Below are 22,572 nucleotides of genomic sequence, written 5' to 3' on the forward strand. Positions count from 1 at the left end.
TTCGCACGGTGCCCAAGTCCAAGGTGCGCAAGAAGTCGGTCTACACGCCGCCGCAGGGCACCCTGCAGTCGGGGAGGACGGCCGCCCGGGCCGTCCAGCCCAGCCCGCGCTGGTACGCGCCGCTGATGGTGACCCTCATGGTCATCGGGCTGCTGTGGATCGTCGTCTACTACGTGGCCGGCGACCAGATCCCGTTCATGGTCTCGCTGGCGGCGTGGAACTTCGCCATCGGGTTCGGCCTCATGGTGGCCGGCCTGGTCATGTCGATGCGCTGGCGCTGAGCGAGGGCTCCCTCCTCCCCACCCCTCGCACGCTCGGGGCGGTGCCCTGGAGGGGCCACACGTCACTCGCCGAGGCCCTCGTCCCCACCGGGACGGGGGCCTCTTCCGTTGTCACGGGCCGGACACCCACCGTGTTGTGCACAGGAGCCGCTGTGCACAACCCGGCCGGCGCCGTCCACAGGTCGACAAAGCGCGAACTCCCCAGGTTTGTCCACCGAGTGTGGAGAACGGGTGTTCGACCGGACGCCGCTGACCTGCGGTTTCGTCCGCCGTGGGACTCGTGTGACGAGAAGGGCAGTCGAGTAACTACACCTCTGTGACTCCATCCCCAGCTGTGCACACACCTGTGGATGAGTCGACTTGGCGGCACCGCCAGGACGGCGACCGGACCGTCCGGTACCCGGGACGACGGCCGGGAACACGCGATCTGACCACGGCAGACGTCCGTGCCGGACCGTTCGTCCCCAGACGCCGACGGCCCCCGGTCCGCAGGGGACCGGGGGCCGTCGGCTGGGGACTGTGGAGAACTCAGTCCGTGAGCAGCTCCAGGATCGTCGCGTTCGCCATCCCGCCGCCCTCGCACATGGTCTGCAGGCCGTAGCGCGCACCGGTGCTCAGCATGGTGTGGACGAGCGTGGTCATGATGCGGGCGCCCGAGGCGCCCAGCGGGTGGCCGAGGGCGATGGCACCGCCGCGGGGGTTGAGCTGCTCGGCCGGCGCCCCGATCTCCGCCTGCCAGGCCAGCGGCACGGGGGCGAACGCCTCGTTGACCTCGAAGACGCCGATGTCCCCCACCGACAGCCCCGAGCGCTGCAGCACCTTCTGCGTCGCCGGGATCGGCGCGGTCAGCATGATCACCGGGTCGTCCGCGGCCATGACCGTGGTGTGGATGCGCACGAGGGGGCGCAGGCCCAGCTCGCGGGCCTTCTCGGAGGTGGTGACCAGCAGCGCCGCCGACCCGTCGGAGATCTGGCTGGCGTTGCCGGCACTGATGACGCCGTCGGCCTTGAACGGCGTCTTCAGCGAGGCCAGCTTCTCCAGCGTGCCGCCGGGCCGCACGCCCTCGTCGGCGCGCACCACGGTGCCGTCGGGGGTCGTCACGGGGACGACCTCCTCGTCGAACGCGCCGTCGGCCTGCGCCTTGGCCGCCCGCTCGTGGGACGACAGCGAGTACTCGTCGAGCCGGGTGCGGGAGAAGCCCCACCGCTCGGCGATCATCTCGGCGCCGATGCCCTGGTTGGGGGCCACGCCGTAGCGCTCCATGAACCGCGGGCCGAGCGGGCGGCCGGTCGAGCCGTCCCCCACCGAGGAGCCCATCGGCACCCGGCTCATCGACTCCACCCCGCCGGCGACCACGACGTCGGCCTGCCCGCTCACGACGGTGGCGGCCGCGAACGCGACGGCCTGCTGCGAGGAGCCGCACTGCCGGTCGACCGTCGTGCCGGGCACCGTCTCGGGCCAGCCCGCGGCCAGGACGGCGTTGCGGGCGACGTTGTAGGTCTGCTCGCCGATCTGGCTCACACAGCCCCAGAAGACGTCGTCCACCGCGGCCGGCTCGATCCCGGCCCGCTCCACCAGGGCCTCGAGCACGTGGGCGGAGAGGTCGACGGCGTGCACGCCCGACAGCCCTCCGCCCCGCTTGCCCACCGGCGTGCGCACCGCGGCACAGATGACGGCATCTCGCATGGGTCCTCCTCGTCGACGTGGGCGGCGTCACGCCCACCGGCGATGGTAGGACGTCCACCTATCCGTCCCCAGGCCCCGTCCCGAGGCTCGCGCCGAGCGGGCGAGGCGTCTCAAGGCCTCGGTGCAGGGTCCCACCGCGAGCTCGCGAGTGGTGGGGGCAGCGAGGTCCTTGTCGGGTCCTTCTACTGGGAGGCTGGCGGCGTGGAGTGGTCGGCGCGACGGGGGGAGACGGCCGCGCTCGCCGCCGGGAGCGTCGTCCTGGCCCTGGTCACCGCCGTGCTCGACGCCCCGGGCCGGGTCCTGGTCGGCGGCGCCGCGCTGCTGCTGCTCGCCCTGGCCGCGCGCGACCTGCTGCTGCGGCCCCGGGTGACCGCCGGGCCGTCGGGCGTCGCCGTCCGGACGCTGAGCGGCCGGCGGCAGCTGCCGTGGAGCAGGCTGCGGGTGCGAGTGCGCGAGACGCGGCGGCTGGGCGTCCGCTCGCGGCTGCTCGAGCTCGACACGGCCCCCGGACCGGCCGACGACGGCGTCCTGATCCTGCTCGGCCGCCGCGACCTGGGGACCGACCCTGAGCAGGTCGCCCGGGCCCTGACCGCGCTGCGGCCCCGTCCGGAGGCTCGCCGCGAGCCTGCGAGCGGTGAGGAGGACGGGGCCCTGTGACTAACCCAGGACGACGAGCGTCGGCACGGTGAGCGCGACCACGACCAGGGCGGCGACCAGCAGCATCAGCCCCAGCACCTGGAGCTCGGTGCGGCGGCGGGCCAGCACGACGATCCCGGTGGCGACGAACCCGGCCACCAGGCCGCCGAGGTGCCCGAGCAGCGAGACGCCGGGCAGGAAGCTGATGACGACGTTGATCGCCAGGAGCGTGAGCAGGCCGCGCAGGTCCTCCCGGCGGGCGATCATCAGGACCGCCAGACCGCCCAGCAGGCCGTAGATGGCCGCGGACGCGCCCGCGACCGGACGCCCGGGCTCGCCGAACAGCTGCAGCGCCACCGCGCCGCCGAGCAGCGAGACGAGGTAGACGGCCAGGTAGCGCCAGCGGCCCAGCTGGCGCTCGAGCTCGGAGCCGAAGACCAGCAACGCGAGCATGTTGAGCGCCAGGTGCGCGATGCCGATGTGCAGGAACGCCGCGGTGATCAACCGCCAGTCCTCACCGAGCTCGACGAGGACGGGGATCTGCGCCAGCTGGACGAACAGCGGCGAGAGCTGGTTGTCCAGCGGGTTGGCCCCGGCGAGCCCCGCGGACACCGCGGTGACGACGAACATCGCGACGTTGAGCGCGATGAGGGCCACCGTGACTGCGCCGAACCGGCGGCCGGCCCGGCGCAGCAGCGGCGCCTGGCGGGGACGGCGCACCGTGGCGTTGCCCGCGCGGACGCACTCGGGGCACTGGAACCCCACCGAGGCGGGGGTCATGCACTCCGGACAGATCGGCCGCTCACAGCGGGTGCAGGTGATGCGGGTGGGCCGGTCCGGGTGCCGGTAGCACGTGGTCGTCGGGGGCGCCGGCTGCGGCTGGCCGGGACCGGCGCCCCCGTCGTCGGGGCTGGTGGTCAGCTGCGCTGCACCTCGACCGACTGCAGGACGACGTCCTCCACCGGCCGGTCACCGCGGGCGGTGCGCACCTTGGCGATCCGGTCCACGACGTCGCGGCTGGACTGGTCCGCCACCTCGCCGAAGATCGTGTGCTTGCCGGTCAGCCAGGTGGTGGGGGCGACGGTGATGAAGAACTGCGAGCCGTTGGTCCCGGGGCCGGCGTTGGCCATGGCGAGCAGGTAGGGCTTGGTGAACGCCAGCTCGGGGTGGATCTCGTCGCCGAACTGGTAGCCGGGGCCGCCGATGCCCTGACCCAGCGGGTCGCCGCCCTGGATCATGAAGCCGTCGATGATCCGGTGGAAGACCGTGCCGTCGTAGAGCCGGTCGGTGGTCTTCTCGCGGGTCTGCGGGTGGGTCCACTCCCGGCGGCCCTCGGCCAGGTCGGCGAAGTTCGCGACCGTCTTGGGCGCGTGGTCGGGGAACAGGTCGACGGTGATGTCGCCGTGGTTGGTGTGCAGCACGGCACGGCGTGCGGGGGTCGCTTCGGTCACGCCGTCCACTCTCCCACTGGTCCGCTCCCTGCGAGGAACGGGAGCGGACCGCGGCCCCCGTGCAGGGTCCCGCCGCGGGCGTGCGGGTGGCGGGGCGAGGGGGTCCTCCTACATGCGCATGCGCTCGACGACGTCCAGGTTGCGGAAGGACGCGTCCCCCTCGGTGATCTCCTGCATCCGCTTCGAGATCTCGGCCGTCACGGGGTGCTCGGAGTTGCGCATCGCCGACGCGTGGTCGGGGAAGCCGACCATCTGGACGTAGGTGTCGAGCCGGTCCCGGTCCTGCGTGACCACGATCCACCGGGCGGTCGTCTCCCGGCCCATCCGTTCCCGCCACTCCTGGCCGAGTCTGCGGAACTCGTCCAGGTCTCCGGCGCGGAACTCGATGAGCTGGACGAAGGAGCCCTCCTCCACCAGCACGGCCTCCTCGTCGCGCATGGCCGCGCGGATCCCCTCCCGCAGCTCGGCGTCGTCGGTGTGGGCGTGCGCGCTGACCGCGTGGGCGACGGCGAGCTCGAGGACCTCGTCCTCCTCGCCGGAGATCTGGACGGTGCAGTTGGCGTCGCTGGGCACCGTCCGGCAGTCGATCGTCTTCCGCGCCATGGCTGCTGCTCCTCGTCGCGAACCCTGGCCCGCCCGGCCGGTGGGCCACGAGCGGCGCCGACAGTGGCCCTGAGGGCGGGGACCGTCCAGGGACCGAGGTCCCTGGACGCGTCAGCGGGTCGACCCGGGCCGGGCGGCGGACCGCCACACCACCATCGCGCCGACCCCGGCCAGGACAGCGGGGCCGTGGATGTCCCCGAGCACCGTCAGCAGCACACCACCGGCTCCGACGGCGACGGGCAGCACCACCAACGGCGGGGGCACCGGCCCCGGGCGCGCCACCGGCACACCGCCGCCCAGACCGCCAGGCCGCCGAGCGGACCGCGGAAGCGACCGAGATGCCGCCGTCGTAGGGCTGCCAGGCCTCGCCGGCCAGGTGGCCCGCCAGCGCGCCGGCCACCCACGGCAGCACCCACCGGCGCGTGCCGGAGACGCGCTCGGCCACCGTGCCGACGACGGCGGTCAGCAGGCCGACGCCGAGGACCACCGGCCAGGGTCCGGCTGCACGAGGACCGGGGAGATCAGCCGCCACCACTGGCCGGCCGCCAGCGCCTCGGGGTCCCGCCGGACGGCGAGCCACAGGCGTGCGTCCCCGGACCGGTACGCGACGGTGCCGACGGTCCATCCGACGAGGGCGCTGATCGTGCCGACGGGCACGCGGGTCCGCACGCCCGGGAGGGGAGGCAGGAGGCCGCCCGCGCTGCGCACCGGGCCAGTCTGGTGTCGCGGCCGCTCGACAGCGGCCGAGATCGCGTACGCGGAGTGGAGACGAGGGGAATCGAACCCCTAACCCCCGCCTTGCAAAGGCGGTGCTCTGCCAATTGAGCTACGTCCCCGGATCCCGGGGCGGACCCCGGCGGGGTCAGCCGGCGGGTGCGCTCCCCGACCGGGCCCCGCGGGTGGCCTCGGCCCAGAGGTCGGCCTCGGCCCGGCCGGCCGAGCGCTTGCGGACCAGGGCGACCGCCCCGGCCGCGGCGGCGGCCAGCGCCAGCTTCTTCAGCACGCGGTGTACCTCCTCGAGGGGGGTTCCCGCCTCCGGGGAGGAGGGGGCGGAGCGGCCCCGGAGGGCCGTTCCGACGGCGCCCGGGGCGCCGGCACACGGGTGGGCCTGGGAGGACTTGAACCTCCGGCCTCATCCTTATCAGGGATGCGCTCTAACCGCCTGAGCTACAGGCCCGTGGACTCGAACAGCTTACCTGAGCTGCCCGAGGCTGTTCTCGGGGGGTCCTAGTCCCGTTCGGAGAGGGTGACCTCGAGGCCACCGACCAGGTCCGAGCACATGTTGTAGATGAACGTGGCGACGGTGCACAGCGCCGTCATCAGCACGATGTTGATCGCGCCGATGACCGCCGCGCCGCCGAACACGATGCCCGGCGTGATGACCTCGCCGCCGCCCTCGCCGCCGGAGGCGGTGCCGAGCTGGCCGAAGAGGTCGTTGAGGGTCTCGAAGACGCCGAGGCCGGACAGCACGCCGTAGAGGACGCCGACGGCCACCATCCAGATGAAGAACATCGCGATGGACAGCACCAGCGAGATCTTCAGGGCCGACCAGGTGTCGACGTGCCGAAGCTGCAGGCGGGCCCGGCGCGGACCGCGGTTGCCCTTCTGCTTGCTGCTGCTCTTGGCCGCGGGGGCGGCCTCGGCCGGGCCGGCGCCCACTCCCGCCGGGGTGCTCTCCGGAGCGGGGACGACCGCGGTGCTCGCGGCCGGTGCCGAGGTCACCGCCGAGGCGCCCGCGCCGCTCGACAACGGGCCCGGCGCGACCGGCGCCGTCCCGTCGTCGGTCGTGGCTGGCGGCGCCGGCGGGGGAGCCGTGTCGGGGATGGCCTGAGTCGCCGTCACCGGCGCCTGCGCGTCGGCCTGCGGACCGGTCGCCGTCCCCTTGGCCGAGGAGGTGTCCCCGGGCCGGGACCCGGTGCGCACCGAACCCTGCGTCCGGTCGCTCATGCGAGTCTCCCGTCCCCCAGCGGCCCTCGCCGCTGCCTCGTACCCGGGTGGCCCGGCACGCCGCCGGGGGCGCCCGGGCGCCGATCTGATGTGTGGTGGTGACACCGGACGGGGCGCGGCGCCCGTTCCCGGGGGTCCGGCCGCCGCGCCTCCTCCGTCATCGCTCCCAGACTAGGCGGAGGGCTCGTCGTTGTCCGTCGTACGCGCGATCGCCACGATCGAGACGTCTTCCGGCAAGTTCATGAGCTTGACACCCATGGTGGCGCGGTCCTTGTTGTGCCGGACGCCGTTGACCGGCGTGCGGATGACGCCACCGCCGGAGGTGATCGCGTACAGCTCGTCGCCGAGCCGCACCGACAGGGCACCCACCAGCGACCCCTTGCGGGCCTTCGGGTCGGCGGTGAGGACGCCCTTGCCGCCCCGGCCCTGCGGCGGGTAGTTCTCGATCCCGGTGCGCTTGGCGAAGCCCCGCTCGGTGGCGACGAGGACGTCGAGTCCCTCCTCGACGACGATCATCGACAGCAGGGCGTCGTCGTCGGCGAGGGAGATGCCGCGCACACCCTCGGTGGCGCGCCCCATCGGCCGCAGCGTCGCGTCGTCCGCCTTGAACCGGATCGACATCGCCTTGCGGGTGACCAGCAGCAGGTCCTGCTCCGGGTCGATCAGCGCGGCGCCGACCAGCTCGTCGCTCTCGCGGAGGTTGATCGCGATGACGCCGCCGCTGCGCGGCGAGTCGAAGTCGGTCAGCCGGGTCTTCTTCACCTGGCCGCGCGAGGTGGCCAGCACCAGGTACGGCGCGACGCCGTAGTCCTTGATCTGCATGACCTGGGCGATCCGCTCGTCCGGCTGGAAGGCCAGGATGTTGGCGACGTGCGCGCCGCGGGCGGTGCGGTTGGCCTCGGGCAGCTCGTAGGCCTTGGCCCGGTAGACCCGGCCCTTGTTGGTGAAGAACAGGATCCAGTCGTGGGTGGAGCCCACGAAGAAGTGGTCGACGATGTCGTCTTGCTTCAGCGCCGCGCCCATGACGCCCTTGCCGCCGCGGCGCTGCGACCGGTAGAGGTCGCTCTTGGTCCGCTTGGCGTAGCCGGTGCGGGTGATGGTGACGACGACCTCCTCCTCGGCGATGAGGTCCTCCATGGAGACGTCGCCGTCGTTGGCCACGAACTTCGTGCGCCGGTCGTCGCCGTACTTCTCCACGATCTCGGTGAGCTCGTCGTGGATGATCTGCCGCTGCCGCTCGGGCGAGTCGAGGATGGCCTGCAGGTCGGCGATGCGGGCCTCGATCTCGGCCAGCTCGTCCATGATCCGCTGGCGCTCGAGGGCGGCCAGCCGGCGCAGCTGCAGGTCGAGGATCGCCGTCGCCTGGATCTCGTCGACGTCCAGCAGCTCCATGAGGCCGGTGCGCGCGGTGTCGGCCGAGGGGCTGTTGCGGATGAGCGCGATGACCGCGTCGAGCTGGTCGAGGGCCTTGGCGTAGCCGCGCAGGATGTGCGCGCGCTCCTCGGCCTTGCGCAGCCGGTAGCGGGTGCGCCGCTGGATGACGTCGACCTGGTGGGTGACCCACAGCCGGACCAGCTCGTCGAGCCGCAGCGTCCGCGGGACGCCGTCGACGATCGAGAGCATGTTGCAGCCGAACGACGTCTGCAGCTGGGTGTGCTTGTAGAGGTTGTTCAGCACGACCTTGGCGACGGCGTCGCGGCGCAGGGTGATGACCAGGCGGCGGCCGACGCGGTCGCTGGACTCGTCGGCGATCTCGCTGATGCCCTGGAGCCGGCCGTCCTTGACCGCCTCGGCGATCGCCTCGGCCAGGTTGTCGGGGTTGACCTGGTAGGGCAGCTCGGTGACGACGAGCTGCACCCGGCCCCTGGCGTCCTCCTCGACGGTGACGACCGCGCGCATGCGCACCGAACCGCGGCCGGTGCGGTAGGCCTCCTCGATGCCCTCGCGGCCGACGATCAGGCCGTGGGTCGGGAAGTCGGGGCCCTTGATCCGCTCCATGCAGGCGTTGAGGGCCTCCTCGTGCTCGGCGTCCGGGTGCTCGAGCATCCAGAACACCGCGTCGGCGACCTCACGGAGGTTGTGCGGCGGCATGTTGGTGGCCATGCCGACGGCGATGCCGGCCGAGCCGTTGATCAGCAGGTTGGGGATGCGCGACGGCAGGACCAGCGGCTCCTGGTTGCGGCCGTCGTAGTTGGGCTGGAAGTCGACGGTCTCCTCGTCGATCCCCGCCATCATCTCCATGGCCAGCGGGGTCAGCCGGGCCTCGGTGTAGCGCATGGCCGCGGCCGGGTCGTTGCCCGGGGAGCCGAAGTTGCCCTGGCCGTCGATGAGCGGGTAGCGCATCGACCACGGCTGGGCCAGCCGCACGAGGGCGTCGTAGATCGCCGAGTCGCCGTGCGGGTGGTAGTTACCCATGACCTCGCCGACGACGCGGGCGCACTTGACGTACCCGCGGTCGGGGCGGAAGCCCTGGTCGTACATGGCGAACAGCACGCGGCGGTGCACGGGCTTGAGGCCGTCACGGACCTCGGGGAGCGCGCGGCCGACGATCACCGACATCGCGTAGTCGATGTAGCTGCGCTGCATCTCCTGCTGGAGGTCGACCGGCTCGACGCGGTCGCGGGCAGGGGTCTCGGTCACGGTTCAGGTCCTCATGGCTTGGTGCGGAGGTGGCGACGGCGAAGGGGTGACCCCGTGCAGAGGCTCACCGCTCGCTCGCGGTGAGCCTCTGCACGGGGCCTCTCTCACACATCGAGGAAGCGGACGTCCTTGGCGTTGCGGGTGATGAAGCTGCGGCGGGCCTCGACGTCCTCGCCCATCAGCACGCTGAACAGCTCGTCGGCGGTGGCGGCGTCCTCGAGGGTGACCTGCAGCAGGATGCGGGTCTCCGGGTTCATGGTGGTCTCCCACAGCTCGGTGGCGTTCATCTCGCCGAGCCCCTTGAACCGCTGGATCATCTCCTCGCGGACCTTCCGGCCCTCCTGCTTGCCGGCCGCGACCAGCGCGTCCCGCTCGCGGTCGGAGTAGGCGTACTCGTCGCCGTGCTTGCCGCCCCACTTGATCTTGTACAGCGGCGGCTGCGCGAGGTACACGTGGCCGGCCTCGACCAGCGGCCGCATGAAGCGGAACAGCAGGGTCAGCAGCAGCGTGCGGATGTGCTGGCCGTCGACGTCGGCGTCGGCCATCAGCACGATCTTGTGGTACCGCAGCTTCGACAGGTCGAACTCGTCGTGGATGCCGGTGCCGAACGCGGTGATCATCGACTGGACCTCGTTGTTCTTGAGGACCCGGTCGATGCGCGCCTTCTCGACGTTGATGATCTTGCCGCGGATCGGCAGGATCGCCTGGAACATCGAGTCGCGGCCGGACTTGGCCGAACCGCCGGCGGAGTCACCCTCGACGATGTAGATCTCGGAGTTGCGCGGGTCGGTCGAGCGGCAGTCGGCCAGCTTGCCCGGCAGCGAGTTGTTGCTCAGCAGGTTCTTGCGGGCCAGCTTGCGGGCGTCCTGCGCCGCACGGCGGGCACGGGCGGCCGACGAGGCCTTGTTGATGATCGTCTTGGCCTCGGTCGGGTTCGCCTCGAACCAGTGCGCGATCTGCTCGTTGCAGATCTTCTGGACGAAGCCCTTGACCTCGGTGTTGCCGAGCTTGGTCTTCGTCTGGCCCTCGAACTGCGGGTCGCCGATCTTCACCGAGACGATCGCGGCCAGGCCCTCGCGGATGTCCTCGCCGGTGAGCTTCTCGTCCTTGGGCTTGAAGAGCTTCTTCTCCTCGGCGTACCGGTTGACGATCGAGGTGAGCGCGGTGCGGAAGCCCTCCTCGTGGGTGCCGCCCTCGTGCGTGTTGATCGTGTTGGCGAAGGAGTAGACCGACTCGGAGTAGGCGTCGGACCACTGCATCGCGACGTCGACGCTCATCCGCATCTCGTTCTTGCCGACGCCCTCGGCACCGAAGCTGATGATCGAGCGGTGGATCGCCGTCTTCTTGGCGTTGATGTGCTTGACGTAGTCCTCGAGGCCGCCGTCGTACCGGTAGGTGATCTCGGTGGCCTCGAACGCCGCCGCCTCGGCACCAGGCTCCGGCGCGGCCTCGGCGAGGGTGACCTCCTCGCCCATGCCGGTCTCGGCCTTGCCGTGCCCGGGCCGCTCGTCCCGCAGCACGATGGTCAGGCCCTTGTTGAGGAAGGCCATCTCCTGCAGCCGGCGGCTGATCGTGTCGAACGAGTAGGTCGTCGTCTCGAAGATGGAGTCGTCGGCCCAGAAGGTGATCTGGGTGCCCTGCTTGGTGGTCGGGCCGACCTCCTCCAACGGGCCGGGCTTGGCCATGTCGTAGCGCTGGTGCCACTCGGTGCCGTCCCGCCAGATGCGCACGTCGAGCGCGGTGGACAGCGCGTTGACGACGGTGACGCCGACGCCGTGCAGACCGCCGGAGACCGCGTAGCTCTTGCCGTCGAACTTGCCGCCCGCGTGCAGGATGGTCATGACCACCTCGACGGTGGGCCGCTTCTCCACCGGGTGCACGTCGACCGGGATGCCGCGGCCGTTGTCCTCGACCCGGACGCCGCCGTCGGCCAGCAGGGTGACCCTCACGGTGTCGCAGTGGCCGGCCAGGGCCTCGTCGACCGAGTTGTCGACGACCTCCCACACCATGTGGTGCAGGCCCCGCTCACCGGTCGACCCGATGTACATGCCGGGACGCTTGCGGACGGCCTCGAGACCCTCGAGGACGGTGATGGAGCTGCCGGAGTACGCGTTGTCAGTCTGAGGTCGAGCGACCACGTGGGGCCCTTCTGTCGCGCAACCGGCGCACGGCTCCCCCGCGAGCGGCGGGGGGCAGGACGGCGTGGAGAGGCACTCAGCCGGTTGCTGGGGGTTCCTGCTCTCCAGGATACCGGGTGGTACGACAGGAATGCCGCCGTCCACGCCCTGAGGAGGGATCTGCGCCACTCGCGACTCCTCCGCCACCCCCGATGGTGCCCCCCGGGTCGACACGCCGTCGCTCGCGCGTCTGGCGGCCTGTCCGAGGCACCGTCGCGAGCTCGCGAGGGGCGGGGAGGACGGGGTCCTCCTTCAGTTGACGGGGCCCCCCTTGGTGAACCGGTCGGGGTCCAGGGGCGGGACGGCGGGGCCGGTCCGGCGGTTGATGAGCACCGTGACGCCCCACAGCACGACGCCGATGACCAGCAGCACCCCGGCGATCCGGTACTGCTCGGGAGGCCGGCCGGCCCACGGCGTGGCGAGGAAACCGCAGGCCAGGGCACCGATGACGGGCAGCACGGTCGGGGTGCGGAAGTGGTCTTCGTCCACCCGGTCCTTGCGCAGGACCAGGACGGCGACGTTGACGACCGTGAAGACGACCAGCAGCAGCAGCGCCGTCGTCCCGCCGAGGGCGGGCACCGCGCCGACGAAGGTGATCAGGCCGAAGGCCAGCGCGGTGGTGAACAGGATCGCGGTGGTGGGGGTGCGGCGCCGGGCGTGCACCCTGCCCAGCAGCGGCGGCAGCACGTGCTGGCGGCTCATCCCGTAGACCAGCCGGCTGGCCATGAGCATGTTGATCAGCGCCGAGTTGGCGACGGCGAACATGGTGATGACGCCGAAGATGCCGATCGGGAAGCCGGGGGCGCCGGCCTGGACCACCTGCAGCAGCGGGGTGTCGCCCTCGCTGAGGTCGCCGGCCGGCACCAGCGCGATGGCCGAGATCGACACCAGCACGTAGATGAGCCCGGTCAGGCAGAGGCCGGCGAGCAGCACCTTCGGGAAGATCCGCCGCGGGTGCTTGCACTCCTCCGCCATGTTGACCGAGTCCTCGAACCCGACCATCGCGAAGAACGCCAGGCCGGTCGCCGCGATCACCCCGCCGACGACCGAACGGTCGCCGGTGTCGAACTCGGTCACCCGGGAGAAGTCCCCCTCCCCCAGGCCCAGCGCCCAGGCGCCGACCCCGATGACGATGAGCAGGCCGGACAGCTCCACGCAGGTCAGCACCACGTTGGCCTTGACGCTCTCGCCCACGCCCCGGTGGTTGACCAGCGCGACCAGTGCCATGAAGCCGAGGCCGATCAGGGTGATCCCGATGCCGTCCTCGATGCCGAGCCCGAAGACGCTCGCCGCGTTGGCGCTGAACGCCCGGGCGGCGGTGGATGCCGAGGTGATCCCGGAGCTCATCACGGCGAAGGCGACCAGGAACGTGACGAAGTGGATGCCGAACGCCTTGTGCGTGTACAGCGCCGCCCCCGCGGCCTGCGGGTACTTGGTGACCAGCTCCAGGTAGCTGAAGGCGGTGACCAGCGCGACCAGGAACGCGACGAGGAACGGCAGCCACACGACCCCGCCGACCTGCGCGGCGACCTGCCCGGTCAGTGCGTAGATGCCGGTGCCGAGGATGTCGCCGACGATGAACAGCAGCAGCAGCCCGGGGCCCATGACCCGCCTGAGGGTGGGCTGCCCGTCCTCGGTCCGTTCCGGTGCCTCGGTGGCGTCGGCCATGAGGGCCTCCTGCTCGACTGGGAGGGCCCTCCTGCCCCCGCCGCGCGCACGCTCGCGGCGGGCCCCTGCAGGAGGGCCACGAACGACTGCACTGCCCCTGCACGCCGATCGTGCTGGCTGCACGGAACGCGCGCGACCCGAGCGGGCAGGCCCCGGCGGCCGGAGACTGGGGCATGGCCGAACCCGCCGCCGTCCCGAAGACCTGTCTCGTGACCGGTGCCACCGGCTACATCGGGGGCCGGCTGGTGCCCGAGCTGCTCGCCGCCGGCCACCGGGTGCGGGTGATGACCCGCTCGCCGGAGCGGCTGCGCGACCACCCGTGGGCCGGGCGGGTGGAGATGGCCCGGGCCGACGCCGGGGACGCCGAGGCGGTCGCGGCCGCCTGTGCCGGCGTCGACGTCGTCTACTACCTGATCCACGCCCTCGGCAGCGGCCCGCGCTTCGAGGAGACCGACCGGCGGACCGCCCGGGTGATGGCCGACGCCGCGCGCGGGGCCGGTGTCGGCCGGCTGGTCTACCTCGGCGGGCTCGAGCCGCGCAACGAGGAGCTCTCGCCGCACCTGCGCTCCCGCGCGGAGGTGGCGGAGATCCTGCTGGGCTCCGGCGTCCCGACCGTCGTCCTGCGGGCGGCCGTCGTCCTCGGCTCGGGGTCGGCGTCGTTCGAGATGCTCCGGTACCTGACCGAGCGGCTGCCGGTCATGGTGACGCCGCGGTGGGTGCACAGCCGCATCCAGCCGATCGCCATCCGCGACGTCCTGCGCTACCTGGTGGGCTGCGCGACGCTGCCGCCCGACGTCTCCCGCTGCTTCGACATCGGCGGTCCCGACGTCATGGACTACGCGCAGATGATGCAGCGCTTCGCGGTCGTGGCCGGTCTCCCCCGGCGCCGGATCCTGCCGGTGCCGTTCTTCACGCCCTCGCTGTCGAGCCACTGGGTCGGGCTGGTCACGCCGGTGCCGGCCGGGATCGCCCGCCCGCTGGTGGAGTCGCTGCGCAACACCGTCGTCTGCGGCGAGCACGACATCGCCCGGTACCTGCCCGACCCGCCGGAGGGGCTGCTCGGGTTCGACGACGCGGTGCGGCTGGCGATCCAGCGCACCCGCGACTCCGCCGTCGCCACCCGATGGGCCTCCGCGTCGGTGCCCGGGGCGCCGTCCGACCCGCTGCCCACCGACCCCGACTGGGCCGGCGGCAGCCTCTACGTCGACGAGCGGACCCGCGGGACCGACGCCGCGCCGGCCGACCTGTGGCGGGTGGTCGAGGGCATCGGCGGGGAGACCGGCTGGTACTCGTTCCCGCTGGCCTGGGAGGTGCGCGGCTGGCTGGACCGGGCGGTCGGCGGGGTCGGCTTGCGGCGCGGCCGGCGGTCCCCGCGGGACCTCTACGTCGGCGACGCCCTGGACTTCTGGCGGGTCGAGGAGCTCGACGAGGGCCGGCTGCTGCGGCTGCGCGCTGAGATGCGGGTGCCGGGGCTGGCCTGGCTGGAGTTCCACGTGGAACAGGAGGACGGCCGGACCCGGCTGCGGCAGAAGGCCACGTTCCGGCCGCACGGGCTGTTCGGCCACCTGTACTGGCGGGTGCTGGTGCCCTTCCACGGCCCGATCTTCGGGGGGATGGTGCGCAACATCTGCCGCGCCGCGGGGAAGGGGACGGCGGCCGCAGCCGGCGAGCAACGCACCCGGGCGGCCTGATCCGTCCGACTCCCGGCCGACCCCGCGATGACACCGTCGGACTCCCGGGTGAACTCGCGGCCAGGTGCCGTCCCTCGCGGCGTGGAGCCCCGCCCGGCACTCGATCGCGGGAGCCTCCGGCCCCCACTCCTCGCACCGCCCCGCAGGGCGGCTCACCCCGAGCGCCGGAGGTGGGCTACACCAACAGCTGGGCGGCGGCGAGCTCGCGGTAGAGCGGGCTGGTCTCCACGAGCTCGCCGTGGGTGCCGCGGGCGACCGCCCGGCCGCCGTCGAGCACCACGATCTGGTCGCTGTCGAGCACCGTCGACAACCGGTGGGCGACCACCAGGAGCGTCCGGTCGGCCGCGGCCGCGCCCAGCGTGCGCCGCAGCAGCTGCTCGTTGCGGGCGTCGAGGCTGGCGGTGGGCTCGTCGAGCAGCAGCAGCGCGGGGCGGGCCAGCAGCGAGCGGGCGATGGCCAGGCGCTGGCGCTCCCCGCCGGAGAGGAGCACCCCCTCGTCGCCGACCGGCACGTCCAGCCCGCGCGACGAGCGCTGCACCACGTCGGTCAGCCCGACGTCGGCCAGCACGGCCCACAGCTCCGGGTCGGTGGCCCCGGGTGCGGCCAGCAGCAGGTTGTCGCGCACGGACCCCGCGAGCACCGGCGCCTCCTGCTCGACGTAGCCCAGCCGCCTGCGCAGCCCGGCCCGCGGCAGGTCCCGGACGTCGGTGCCGGCCCACCGGATCGCCCCGCCGGTCAGCGGGTAGAACCCCTCGACCAGCGCGAGCACCGTGGACTTCCCCGCACCGGACGGGCCGACCAGCGCGACCCGCGAGCCGGCGGGCACGGCCAGGGACACCCCGCGCAGCACCTCGGTGCCGTCCGGGTAGGCGAAGGTCACGTCGTCCAGCTCGAGCAGCGGGACGCCGGGCCCCGGGGGTGACACCGGGACGGCGCGCGTCGCGGCGGCGCGCTCGGGCCGGGCGTCCACCTCGGGCGGGAGGGCGAGCACCTCCTGGATGCGGGCCAGCGCGCCGAGGCCGGTCTGGAGCTGCGTCCACGCACCGATGGCCTGACCCAGCGGCATGACCAGCAGGAACAGGTACAGGATGAAGGCGACGAGGTCGGCGACGGCGATCGAGCCGGTGGCCACGCGGTACCCGCCCAGGCCGAGGACGGCGAGGAACGCGCCCTGCACGGCGATGGACCCGGCCGGGGAGACCAGCGCCTCGAGCCGTGCCACCCGCACGCCGGCCGCGTAGGCGCGGCCCGCGCTCGCGCCGACGACCTCGACCTCGCGCTCGGTGGCACCGCTGGCGCGGATGGTGCGGACCGCCGACAGCGCCCGCTCCACGGCGGCGGACATCGCGCCGACCTCCTCCTGCGCCTGCTGCGACAGCCGCCGCACCCGGCGGGCGACCGAGGCGACGACGGCGACGCCGAGGGCGACCGCGACCACCGTGACCAGCAGCAGCCAGCCGTCGACCAGCGCCATCGCCACGAGGGCACCCACGCCGACGACGACCGAACCGGCGATGTCGACCACGCCGGCGGTCACCGTGGCCCGCAGCAGCGTGGTGTCCGCGCCCATCCGGGACATCAGGTCGCCGGTCCGCCGCCGGTCGTACTCGGCGATGGGGAGCCGCAGCAGCCGGTCGGCCAGCGTCCGGCGGGTGGAGAGCACCACGCCCTCCCCGGTGCGCTGCAGCAGGAACTGCTGGAACGCGCTCAGCGCCGAGGCCGCCACCAGCACGGCGAGCAGCACCAGCACCGGCGGCCACAGCGCCCGCCCCGCACTGACGGCCGCGATGACGCCGGCGACCAGGGCCGGCTGGGCCAGCGCGCCCGCCGCCGCGACCAGGGAGAGCGCCGCGGCGCCGACCAGCGGGCCGCGGTGCGGGCGCAGCAGCGGGAGCAGTTCGCGCAGGCCGACCGCCGGTGCGGGCGGGCCGGCCGGCGCGCTCACAGGACGACGGCGAGGGCGCCGACGATCGCGGTGAGCAGGCGGGCGTGGTGCTCGATGAGCTCGGGGCGCTGGCCGTCGGGCCGGATCGCCGCTACGTAGCCACCCGCCATCCCACCCCTGCTGGCCCCCGCGGCGGTCCAGAACTCGTCGCCGTCGTCGGTGTTCAGCAGCAGGCCGCGCACGGTGGCGTCCTCGACCAGCCGCCGGGTCGCCGGCCCGTCCTCGGCGGCGAGCAGCACCCACCGGGCGTCGAACTCCGGGTCGCCGCTGGGCACCTGGACCAGCCCGCCGGTGCGGTGCTTCCAGAACCGGGCCGGGGACAGCCGCAGCGCCGGGACGGCGGCCAGCACCGGCGCCGCGGTGATCGCGTACTCGGGGACGACGGTGCGCCCTGACACGTACAGGACGTCGAAGGCGACCAGCTCGAGCGAGCCGTAGCGCCCGCGCATGACGCCGGCCGGCCGGTGGTCCTTCGTGGCGCGGACCGGCGCGGTGCGCACCAGCTCGGCGAGGACGGCGTCCTCGGGGCCGGTGCCGTCGGAGATGTCCCAGCCGTGCTGGAGGGCCCAGCCCTGCGCGCCGACCGGGTCTCCCTGGTAGGCGAAGACCCGCTCGACCTCGCCGGGGGTGCGGGGACGGCGGCCGCCGAACAGCCCGCCGCGGGCCGGCGGTGCCTCGGCCGGCGGCGCACCGGGCGGCGGCTGCCAGCCCGCGGGCTCCCCGGACGGCGGCTGCCAGGTCGGATGGGGCTGGGTGGGCTGGTGCTCCGCCTGCGGCGACGCCGGGTGCTCGGGGTGGTCCCAATCGGGCCGGGTCGGCCGCTCGGGCTGCGCCGGTGGCAGGTCCCAGCCGGGGGGCTGCCAGGGCGCGGGCTCCTCGCGCGGCGGCTGGGACCCGGCCGGGTCGCCCCCGCCGAGGTGGGTGGGCTCGCGCCAGCCGCTGCCCTCCTCCGGGCGGTCCTCGAAGCCGTCGCGGTCGCGGTCACGGGGGCTGGTCATCGCTGCATCGTCCTCCCGGAGCGGCCCGGCGGTGGCGGGGCTCCTATCCGTACGTGTCCCGGGGCCCCCGCGCCCCGCGCACCGACCGCGGGCCCTTCTTCCAGCTGGGGGCCGTCGGTCCGACAACGCGCAGGCGGGTCACGACGTCCCCGCCGACCGAGGCGCGCAGCTTGCCGAGGATCGTCGGCGCGAGCAGCCGCAGCTGGGTGGCCCAGGCCGTCGACTCGGCGACGACGAGCAGCTCGCCCTCGGTGAGGGTCTGCGGCGTGCAGTGCGCGGCGATCTCCGGCCCGACGAGCGCCGACCAGCGGCCGAAGACCGCACCGACCCTGGTGTGCTCGGTCCAGTCCTGCGACTGCACCAGCGAGTCGACCAGCCGGCCCAGCGGCTGCGGGTCGTCGTCCCCGGGCCGGGGGCCGGTCCAGCTGCGGCGCGGCCCGGCGATCCGCCGTCGGGTGGGCCGGGGGCGGGCCGCCGAGGCCGCGCGGGCCGCCTCGAGTGCCGCCCGCGCGATGTCGCTGGGCCGCGCCGGCCTCTCCTCGTTCACCGTCCACCTCCGCCGGTCCGCCCGTCGCCGGACGGCCCACCTTCCGTCGCACCGGCGTCCGCACCGGTGGGAACGCGCTCGACTCTCCGGCAGGACACTGGTCCAGCCGGGGCGCCGTACTGGCCGATCGCCTCACACGCCGTCCCCTCGCGGTAGACCGGCCGGACGACGCGCAGTTCTCGGGCGCAGATGGCGACGTCGTGCGACAGGTGCCACAGGGCGACAGCACTGACCGACCGGCCCTCCAGCGGCAGCACGGCGATCGACTCGCCGGCGGTCAGCTCCACCGGCCAGGGCGTGGGCGTCCAGTGGTCGTCCCCGTCCCCGGCGGCGGCGATGGTGGTCGCCGCGCCGCCGACGAGGTCGTAGTGGACGAGTGCGAACAGCGTCGGTCCCTCGACCGGAGCGGGCAGCGAGTACGTGAAGGAGTCCGCCCCCGCCGAGGTGGACAGGCATGCCGCGCCGTCCGGCCGGATGACGCGGGCCTCCTCGCGGAGTGACACCGGCCGCACCCGGCCCCGGTCGTCGAGGACGACGAACCGACCGCGGGGCGGTTGCGGCTCCCAGCCTGGCTCGAACAACGGCAACAAGGCCTCGTGCCGGCCGCGGTCGGCGGCCCAGACCGTGGCCACCGACGCAGGGGCGCGCAGGGGCAGGACGGTGACGTCGGGGCGGGTCCACTGCCCTCGCCCGTCGAGCACCTCCTGCAGGTAGGCGTGCGCCTGGCGTGGGCCGGCCCACTTCCGGTCGGCGTGCACAGCCCCGGTGGCGACGACGGCGGCGACGGTGAGCACCGCGGGGACGACCGCCCGCCGCGGAGTCGCAGGCCGGCCCGTCGCGGACACCTCGCCGGCCGGTCGGGTGCGACCGAACTGCAGGTGCGCCATGGCCAGCAGCGTGGGGACGACGACGTAGGCCACGTTGTGCAGACGGAGCGCGGTCCACTCGGCGTTGGCGTCGAACAGGATGGGGCTGAACACCAGGAAGCCGTAGTACAGGAGGAAGGCGAGCACCAGGTACAGCAGCGGGCTCGCGTTGGTCCGGCGGCGCGCGACGAGCAGGACGGCGGCCGCGGCGAGCAGGCCGGCGACGACCAGCTGCGCTGTGGCGGAAGGCAGCTGCTCCGGGGCGTGTCCGGCGAGCGCCGGGAACAGGACGCCGGTGCCGACCCCTGACAGGACCCGGCCGACCGTCGTCAGGGACGGCGTCGTGTCCCCCCACGCGTAGAAGGTGCGCAGCAGCACGGCCGCGACCGCGGCGATGGCGGTCATGGCGGCGAGCGGCACGGCGGCCTCACCGAGGACGCGCAGCCGCTGCCGCCACGGTCTGCCCGCTGTGACCAGCAGGAGGTCGGTCAGCACGATGAGCGGCAACGCGAACGCGGGCCGCTCCTGGACCAGGAGTCCCAGCGCGAACAGCAGCACGCTCCCGGCGTGCCAGCGGCCCGACCGCCGGTTCAGCGCGCGCAGGTGCGCGGCGAGGACGGCGTAGGTCGCGATCAGGGCCAGCAGGATGTGCACAGCGGTGTCCATCCAGATCGCCGAGTCGAGCACCGCGATGGAGAAGCCGGTCAGGGCCACGACGAGGACGCGCCGGACAGGGGGCAGCCGCAGCTCGTGGCAGACCCACAGCACGGTCAGCGCCAGCAGGGACACCAGGCCCGCCGCGACCGCCGCCCCGAGGGTCAGGTCTGCGTCACCCCACTCCAGCAGGGCCAGGTGGGCGAACCGGTTCACCGGGGCGAAGTGGCCGAACAGGTTGAAGCCGAGCAGCTCCCAGCTGAGTCCCTCCTCGCGGACGACGGCGAACTGCCAGAGATCGTCGTTCAGGAAGTGGAACGCCGTCCGCGCGTGGAGGAAGGCCACGCCGCCGACGGCCGCCACCACGATCGTCTCGGCGACCGCCGCCGAGAGGCACCGCCTCGTCGGGCGGGCGGGCGGGTCGTCGGGAGTCGAGCGCCGGGGCGGCTCCTCCGACGTCACCGACGTGGTCCGGGTCATGCCGCACCGCCGTCCGACGTCACCGCGCCCTCCTCGAGCACCGCGCCGTCCACGCCCCCATCCTCGGCACCCGGGCTCGCCAGTGGAACCGCTTGGCCGCCGGCGACCTGGACGACGGTGCGGCGCAGCTCGGCGGGAACGTCGTCGAGCACGGCCGCGGTGATCAGCGTCTGCTCCGCGGACCGGGCCACCGTCGCCAGTGCCGCGCGCCGCTCGGCGTCCAGGGTGGCGAAGACGTCGTCCAGCACGAGGATCGGCTCGTCGCCGTCGGCCCGGAGCAGCGCGAAGCAGCCCAGCTTGAGCGCCAGCGCCAACGACCAGGACTCCCCGTGACTGGCGAAGCCCTTGGCCGGCAGCGCGCCGAGGGAGATCACCAGGTCGTCGCGGTGCGGACCGACCAGCGTCATCCCCCGGTCGACCTCCTCGGCGCGGCGCTCGGCGACGCGTTCGCGCAGCGCCGTGCTCAGCTCCGCGACGTCCGGGAGCCGGGCCTCCGGGGCGAGCGCGGTCCCGTCGCCGGCCAGCGGCACCGTGCTCGCGTAGCCCAGCGCGGCGACGGCAGCGTCCGGGCCGGCGACCCTCGCGTAGGCGCGGGCGACGTGCGGGGCGAGATCGGCGACCAGCCGCAGCCGGGCCGCGAGCAGCTGCCCGCCGAGGTCGACCAGGTGGCCGTCCCAGACGTCGAGGGTGGCCAGCGCGTCGCCACGGGCCAGCCGGGCGGTCTTGAGCAGGGCGTTGCGCTGCCTGAGCACCCGGTCGTAGTCGCTGCGCACCCCGGCCAGCCGCGGCGTGCGGCTGACCAGGAGGTCGTCGAGGAACCGCCGCCGCTCGGCGGGGTCGCCGCGGACCAGGACGAGGTCCTCGGGGGCGAAGAGCACGCTCTTCACCAGGCCGAGGAGTTCCCGGGGGCGGGGCAGCGGTGCCCGGTTGACCCGCACCCGGTTCGACCGGCCGGGGTTGACCTCGATCTCGACGAGCAGCTCGCGGTCGTCCCGGCGGAGCGCCGCGCGGACCACCGCGTGCGCCGCGCCCTGCCGCACGAGGGCGGCGTCGCCGGTGACGCGGTGGCTGCTCATCGTGGCGAGGTAGCCGACGGCCTCGACCAGGTTGGTCTTGCCCTCGCCGTTGCGGCCGACGAACACCGTCGGACCCGGCCGGAGGGCCAGGTCCACCCGGTCCCAGTTGCGGAACGAGCCGAGCTGCAGGTGCCGGACGTACACCTGTCAGGCCCCCGAGGGGCAGAAATGGCCACTTCTGCCCCTCCGAGAGGTCGAGAGGAGCGTGATCACGCGGGGCGCTCGGCCTCCTGCGCCCGGACGGCGTGGACCGCGTGGCCGCCGAACTGCTGCCGCAGCGCGGCGACGGCCTTCATCGTCGGCGAGTCGGTCTGCCGGGAGGAGAACCGGGCGAACAGCGAGGCGGCGATCGCCGGCATGGGGACGGCGTTCTCGATGGCCTGCTCGACGGTCCACCGGCCCTCGCCGGAGTCCTCGGCGTAGCCGGTGATCTCCTCCAGCCCCGGGTCCTCCTCCAGCGCGCGGACCAGCAGGTCCAGCAGCCAGGAGCGGATGACCGTGCCCTGCGTCCAGGACTTCACGACGCCGGGCACGTCCTCGATGAGGTCGACGGCGGCCAGCAGCTCGTAGCCCTCGCCGTAGGCCTGCATCATCGCGTACTCGATGCCGTTGTGGACCATCTTCGAGAAGTGGCCCGCGCCCACCGGCCCGGCGTGCACGAACCCGGCGCCGGGCAGCTCCTGGCCCGACTCGTCCTTGGGCGCCGGGGGCTTGAGCGCGTCGAAGACCGGCTGCACCTTGGCGACGTCGTCCTTCGTGCCGCCGACCATCAGCGCGTAGCCGTTCTCCAGGCCCCAGACCCCGCCGGAGACGCCGGCGTCGATGTAGCCGATGCCCTTCTCGCGGCACATCACGTCGTGGATCTGGTCGTCGGTGTACTTCGAGTTGCCACCGTCGACGATCACGTCACCGGGGCTGAGCAGCTCGGCGAGCTCCTTGACCGTCGCCCGCGTGGGCTCGCCGGCCGGCACCATGACCCACACGACCCGCGGCGCCTGCAGCGTCTCGACCAGCGCGGGCAGGCTGTCGACGTCCCGCCGCTCCGGGTGGTGGTCGAAACCGACGACGTCGTGCCCGGCGCGGCGCAGCCGCTCCCGCATGTTGCCGCCCATCTTGCCCAACCCGATCAGCCCCAGCTGCACGACGACGTCCTCTCCTCGGGGGTCCTCGGTCCCATCGTGGTCGTCCGGCGCACCCGCCGCGCGTCGACCCCGGTGGCCCTCCTG

20 protein-coding genes and 2 tRNA genes are annotated in these 22,572 nt (G+C 73.6%); 3 read left to right on the top strand and 19 right to left on the bottom strand.

Annotation, left to right across the window (positions count from 1 at the left end):
- Positions 1–8: 8 nt before the first annotated feature.
- The gene (gene crgA / locus ACI782_RS04275) at positions 9–281 is read left to right on the top strand and encodes a cell division protein CrgA (RefSeq protein ID WP_456906433.1); all 273 of its coding nucleotides are present in this window, start codon (positions 9–11) and stop codon (positions 279–281) included.
- A gap of 528 nt (positions 282–809) precedes the next feature.
- On the opposite strand, the gene ACI782_RS04280 is transcribed toward crgA, so the two are convergent.
- Entirely contained in the window at positions 810–1,967 is a 1,158-nt protein-coding gene (locus ACI782_RS04280; protein WP_456906436.1) for a thiolase family protein, read from the bottom strand.
- Positions 1,968–2,168: 201 nt separating this feature from the next.
- On the opposite strand from ACI782_RS04280, the gene ACI782_RS04285 reads away from it, so the two are divergent.
- The gene (locus ACI782_RS04285; RefSeq protein WP_456906438.1) at positions 2,169–2,624 is read left to right on the top strand and encodes a PH domain-containing protein; all 456 of its coding nucleotides are present in this window, start codon (positions 2,169–2,171) and stop codon (positions 2,622–2,624) included.
- On the opposite strand, the gene ACI782_RS04290 is transcribed toward ACI782_RS04285, so the two are convergent.
- From ACI782_RS04290 to ACI782_RS04345, 12 genes are all read right to left on the bottom strand, one after another.
- The gene (locus tag ACI782_RS04290) at positions 2,625–3,383 is read right to left on the bottom strand and encodes a rhomboid family intramembrane serine protease (protein WP_456906440.1); all 759 of its coding nucleotides are present in this window, start codon (positions 3,381–3,383) and stop codon (positions 2,625–2,627) included. It lies immediately after the preceding gene.
- Between the two features lie 137 nt (positions 3,384–3,520).
- Entirely contained in the window at positions 3,521–4,054 is a 534-nt protein-coding gene (locus ACI782_RS04295) for a peptidylprolyl isomerase (RefSeq protein WP_456906442.1), read from the bottom strand.
- 108 nt (positions 4,055–4,162) lie between these two features.
- Positions 4,163–4,657: a DUF1059 domain-containing protein gene (locus ACI782_RS04300; protein ID WP_456906444.1), complete on the bottom strand. Its 495-nt coding sequence runs from the start codon at positions 4,655–4,657 to the stop codon at positions 4,163–4,165.
- Positions 4,658–4,768: 111 nt separating this feature from the next.
- On the bottom strand, positions 4,769–4,939 hold the full coding sequence (locus ACI782_RS04305) for a hypothetical protein (protein ID WP_456906446.1): 171 nt from the start codon (positions 4,937–4,939) through the stop codon (positions 4,769–4,771).
- 180 nt (positions 4,940–5,119) lie between these two features.
- On the bottom strand, positions 5,120–5,326 hold the full coding sequence (locus tag ACI782_RS04310) for a hypothetical protein (RefSeq protein ID WP_456906448.1): 207 nt from the start codon (positions 5,324–5,326) through the stop codon (positions 5,120–5,122).
- Positions 5,327–5,420: 94 nt separating this feature from the next.
- Positions 5,421–5,493: transfer RNA gene (locus ACI782_RS04315), tRNA-Ala, on the bottom strand.
- A gap of 26 nt (positions 5,494–5,519) precedes the next feature.
- Positions 5,520–5,660, bottom strand: a complete 141-nt coding sequence (locus tag ACI782_RS04320) for a DLW-39 family protein (RefSeq protein WP_456906450.1) — start codon at positions 5,658–5,660, stop codon at positions 5,520–5,522.
- Between the two features lie 100 nt (positions 5,661–5,760).
- Positions 5,761–5,834 (bottom strand) — tRNA-Ile (locus tag ACI782_RS04325).
- A gap of 50 nt (positions 5,835–5,884) precedes the next feature.
- Entirely contained in the window at positions 5,885–6,604 is a 720-nt protein-coding gene (locus ACI782_RS04330; RefSeq protein WP_456906452.1) for a DUF3566 domain-containing protein, read from the bottom strand.
- A gap of 171 nt (positions 6,605–6,775) precedes the next feature.
- Positions 6,776–9,244: a DNA gyrase subunit A gene (gyrA, locus tag ACI782_RS04335; RefSeq protein WP_456906454.1), complete on the bottom strand. Its 2,469-nt coding sequence runs from the start codon at positions 9,242–9,244 to the stop codon at positions 6,776–6,778.
- Between the two features lie 104 nt (positions 9,245–9,348).
- Positions 9,349–11,382 (bottom strand): DNA topoisomerase (ATP-hydrolyzing) subunit B, encoded by a 2,034-nt coding sequence (gyrB, locus tag ACI782_RS04340; protein WP_456906456.1) that lies wholly within the window; start codon positions 11,380–11,382, stop codon positions 9,349–9,351.
- Positions 11,383–11,673: 291 nt separating this feature from the next.
- On the bottom strand, positions 11,674–13,089 hold the full coding sequence (locus ACI782_RS04345) for an APC family permease (RefSeq protein WP_456906458.1): 1,416 nt from the start codon (positions 13,087–13,089) through the stop codon (positions 11,674–11,676).
- A gap of 173 nt (positions 13,090–13,262) precedes the next feature.
- Here ACI782_RS04345 and ACI782_RS04350 point away from each other — a divergent pair, with 173 nt between their 5' ends.
- Positions 13,263–14,780 (top strand): SDR family oxidoreductase, encoded by a 1,518-nt coding sequence (locus ACI782_RS04350; RefSeq protein WP_456906460.1) that lies wholly within the window; start codon positions 13,263–13,265, stop codon positions 14,778–14,780.
- 175 nt (positions 14,781–14,955) lie between these two features.
- On the opposite strand, the gene ACI782_RS04355 is transcribed toward ACI782_RS04350, so the two are convergent.
- The 6 genes from ACI782_RS04355 to gnd all read right to left on the bottom strand — a co-directional run bounded on the left by ACI782_RS04355 (position 14,956) and on the right by gnd (position 22,488).
- Positions 14,956–16,725, bottom strand: coding sequence for an ABC transporter ATP-binding protein (locus tag ACI782_RS04355; protein ID WP_456906462.1), 1,770 nt, complete (start codon positions 16,723–16,725; stop codon positions 14,956–14,958).
- Positions 16,722–17,723: a hypothetical protein gene (locus ACI782_RS04360; RefSeq protein ID WP_456906464.1), complete on the bottom strand. Its 1,002-nt coding sequence runs from the start codon at positions 17,721–17,723 to the stop codon at positions 16,722–16,724. Before ACI782_RS04360 ends, ACI782_RS04355 begins: the two co-directional genes overlap by 4 nt.
- Positions 17,724–17,766: 43 nt before the next feature.
- Entirely contained in the window at positions 17,767–18,270 is a 504-nt protein-coding gene (locus ACI782_RS04365) for a DUF721 domain-containing protein (protein WP_456906466.1), read from the bottom strand.
- A complete protein-coding gene (locus ACI782_RS04370; protein WP_456906468.1) occupies positions 18,267–20,270 on the bottom strand; it encodes a hypothetical protein in 2,004 nt (667 codons plus the stop codon). The genes ACI782_RS04365 and ACI782_RS04370 overlap by 4 nt, the downstream gene beginning before the upstream one ends.
- Positions 20,267–21,490, bottom strand: coding sequence for a DNA replication/repair protein RecF (gene recF / locus ACI782_RS04375; RefSeq protein WP_456906471.1), 1,224 nt, complete (start codon positions 21,488–21,490; stop codon positions 20,267–20,269). The genes ACI782_RS04370 and recF overlap by 4 nt, the downstream gene beginning before the upstream one ends.
- Positions 21,491–21,555: 65 nt before the next feature.
- A complete protein-coding gene (gnd, locus tag ACI782_RS04380; protein ID WP_456906473.1) occupies positions 21,556–22,488 on the bottom strand; it encodes a phosphogluconate dehydrogenase (NAD(+)-dependent, decarboxylating) in 933 nt (310 codons plus the stop codon).
- Positions 22,489–22,572: the final 84 nt, after the last annotated feature.

The organism is Geodermatophilus sp. SYSU D00703, from assembly GCF_054050155.1.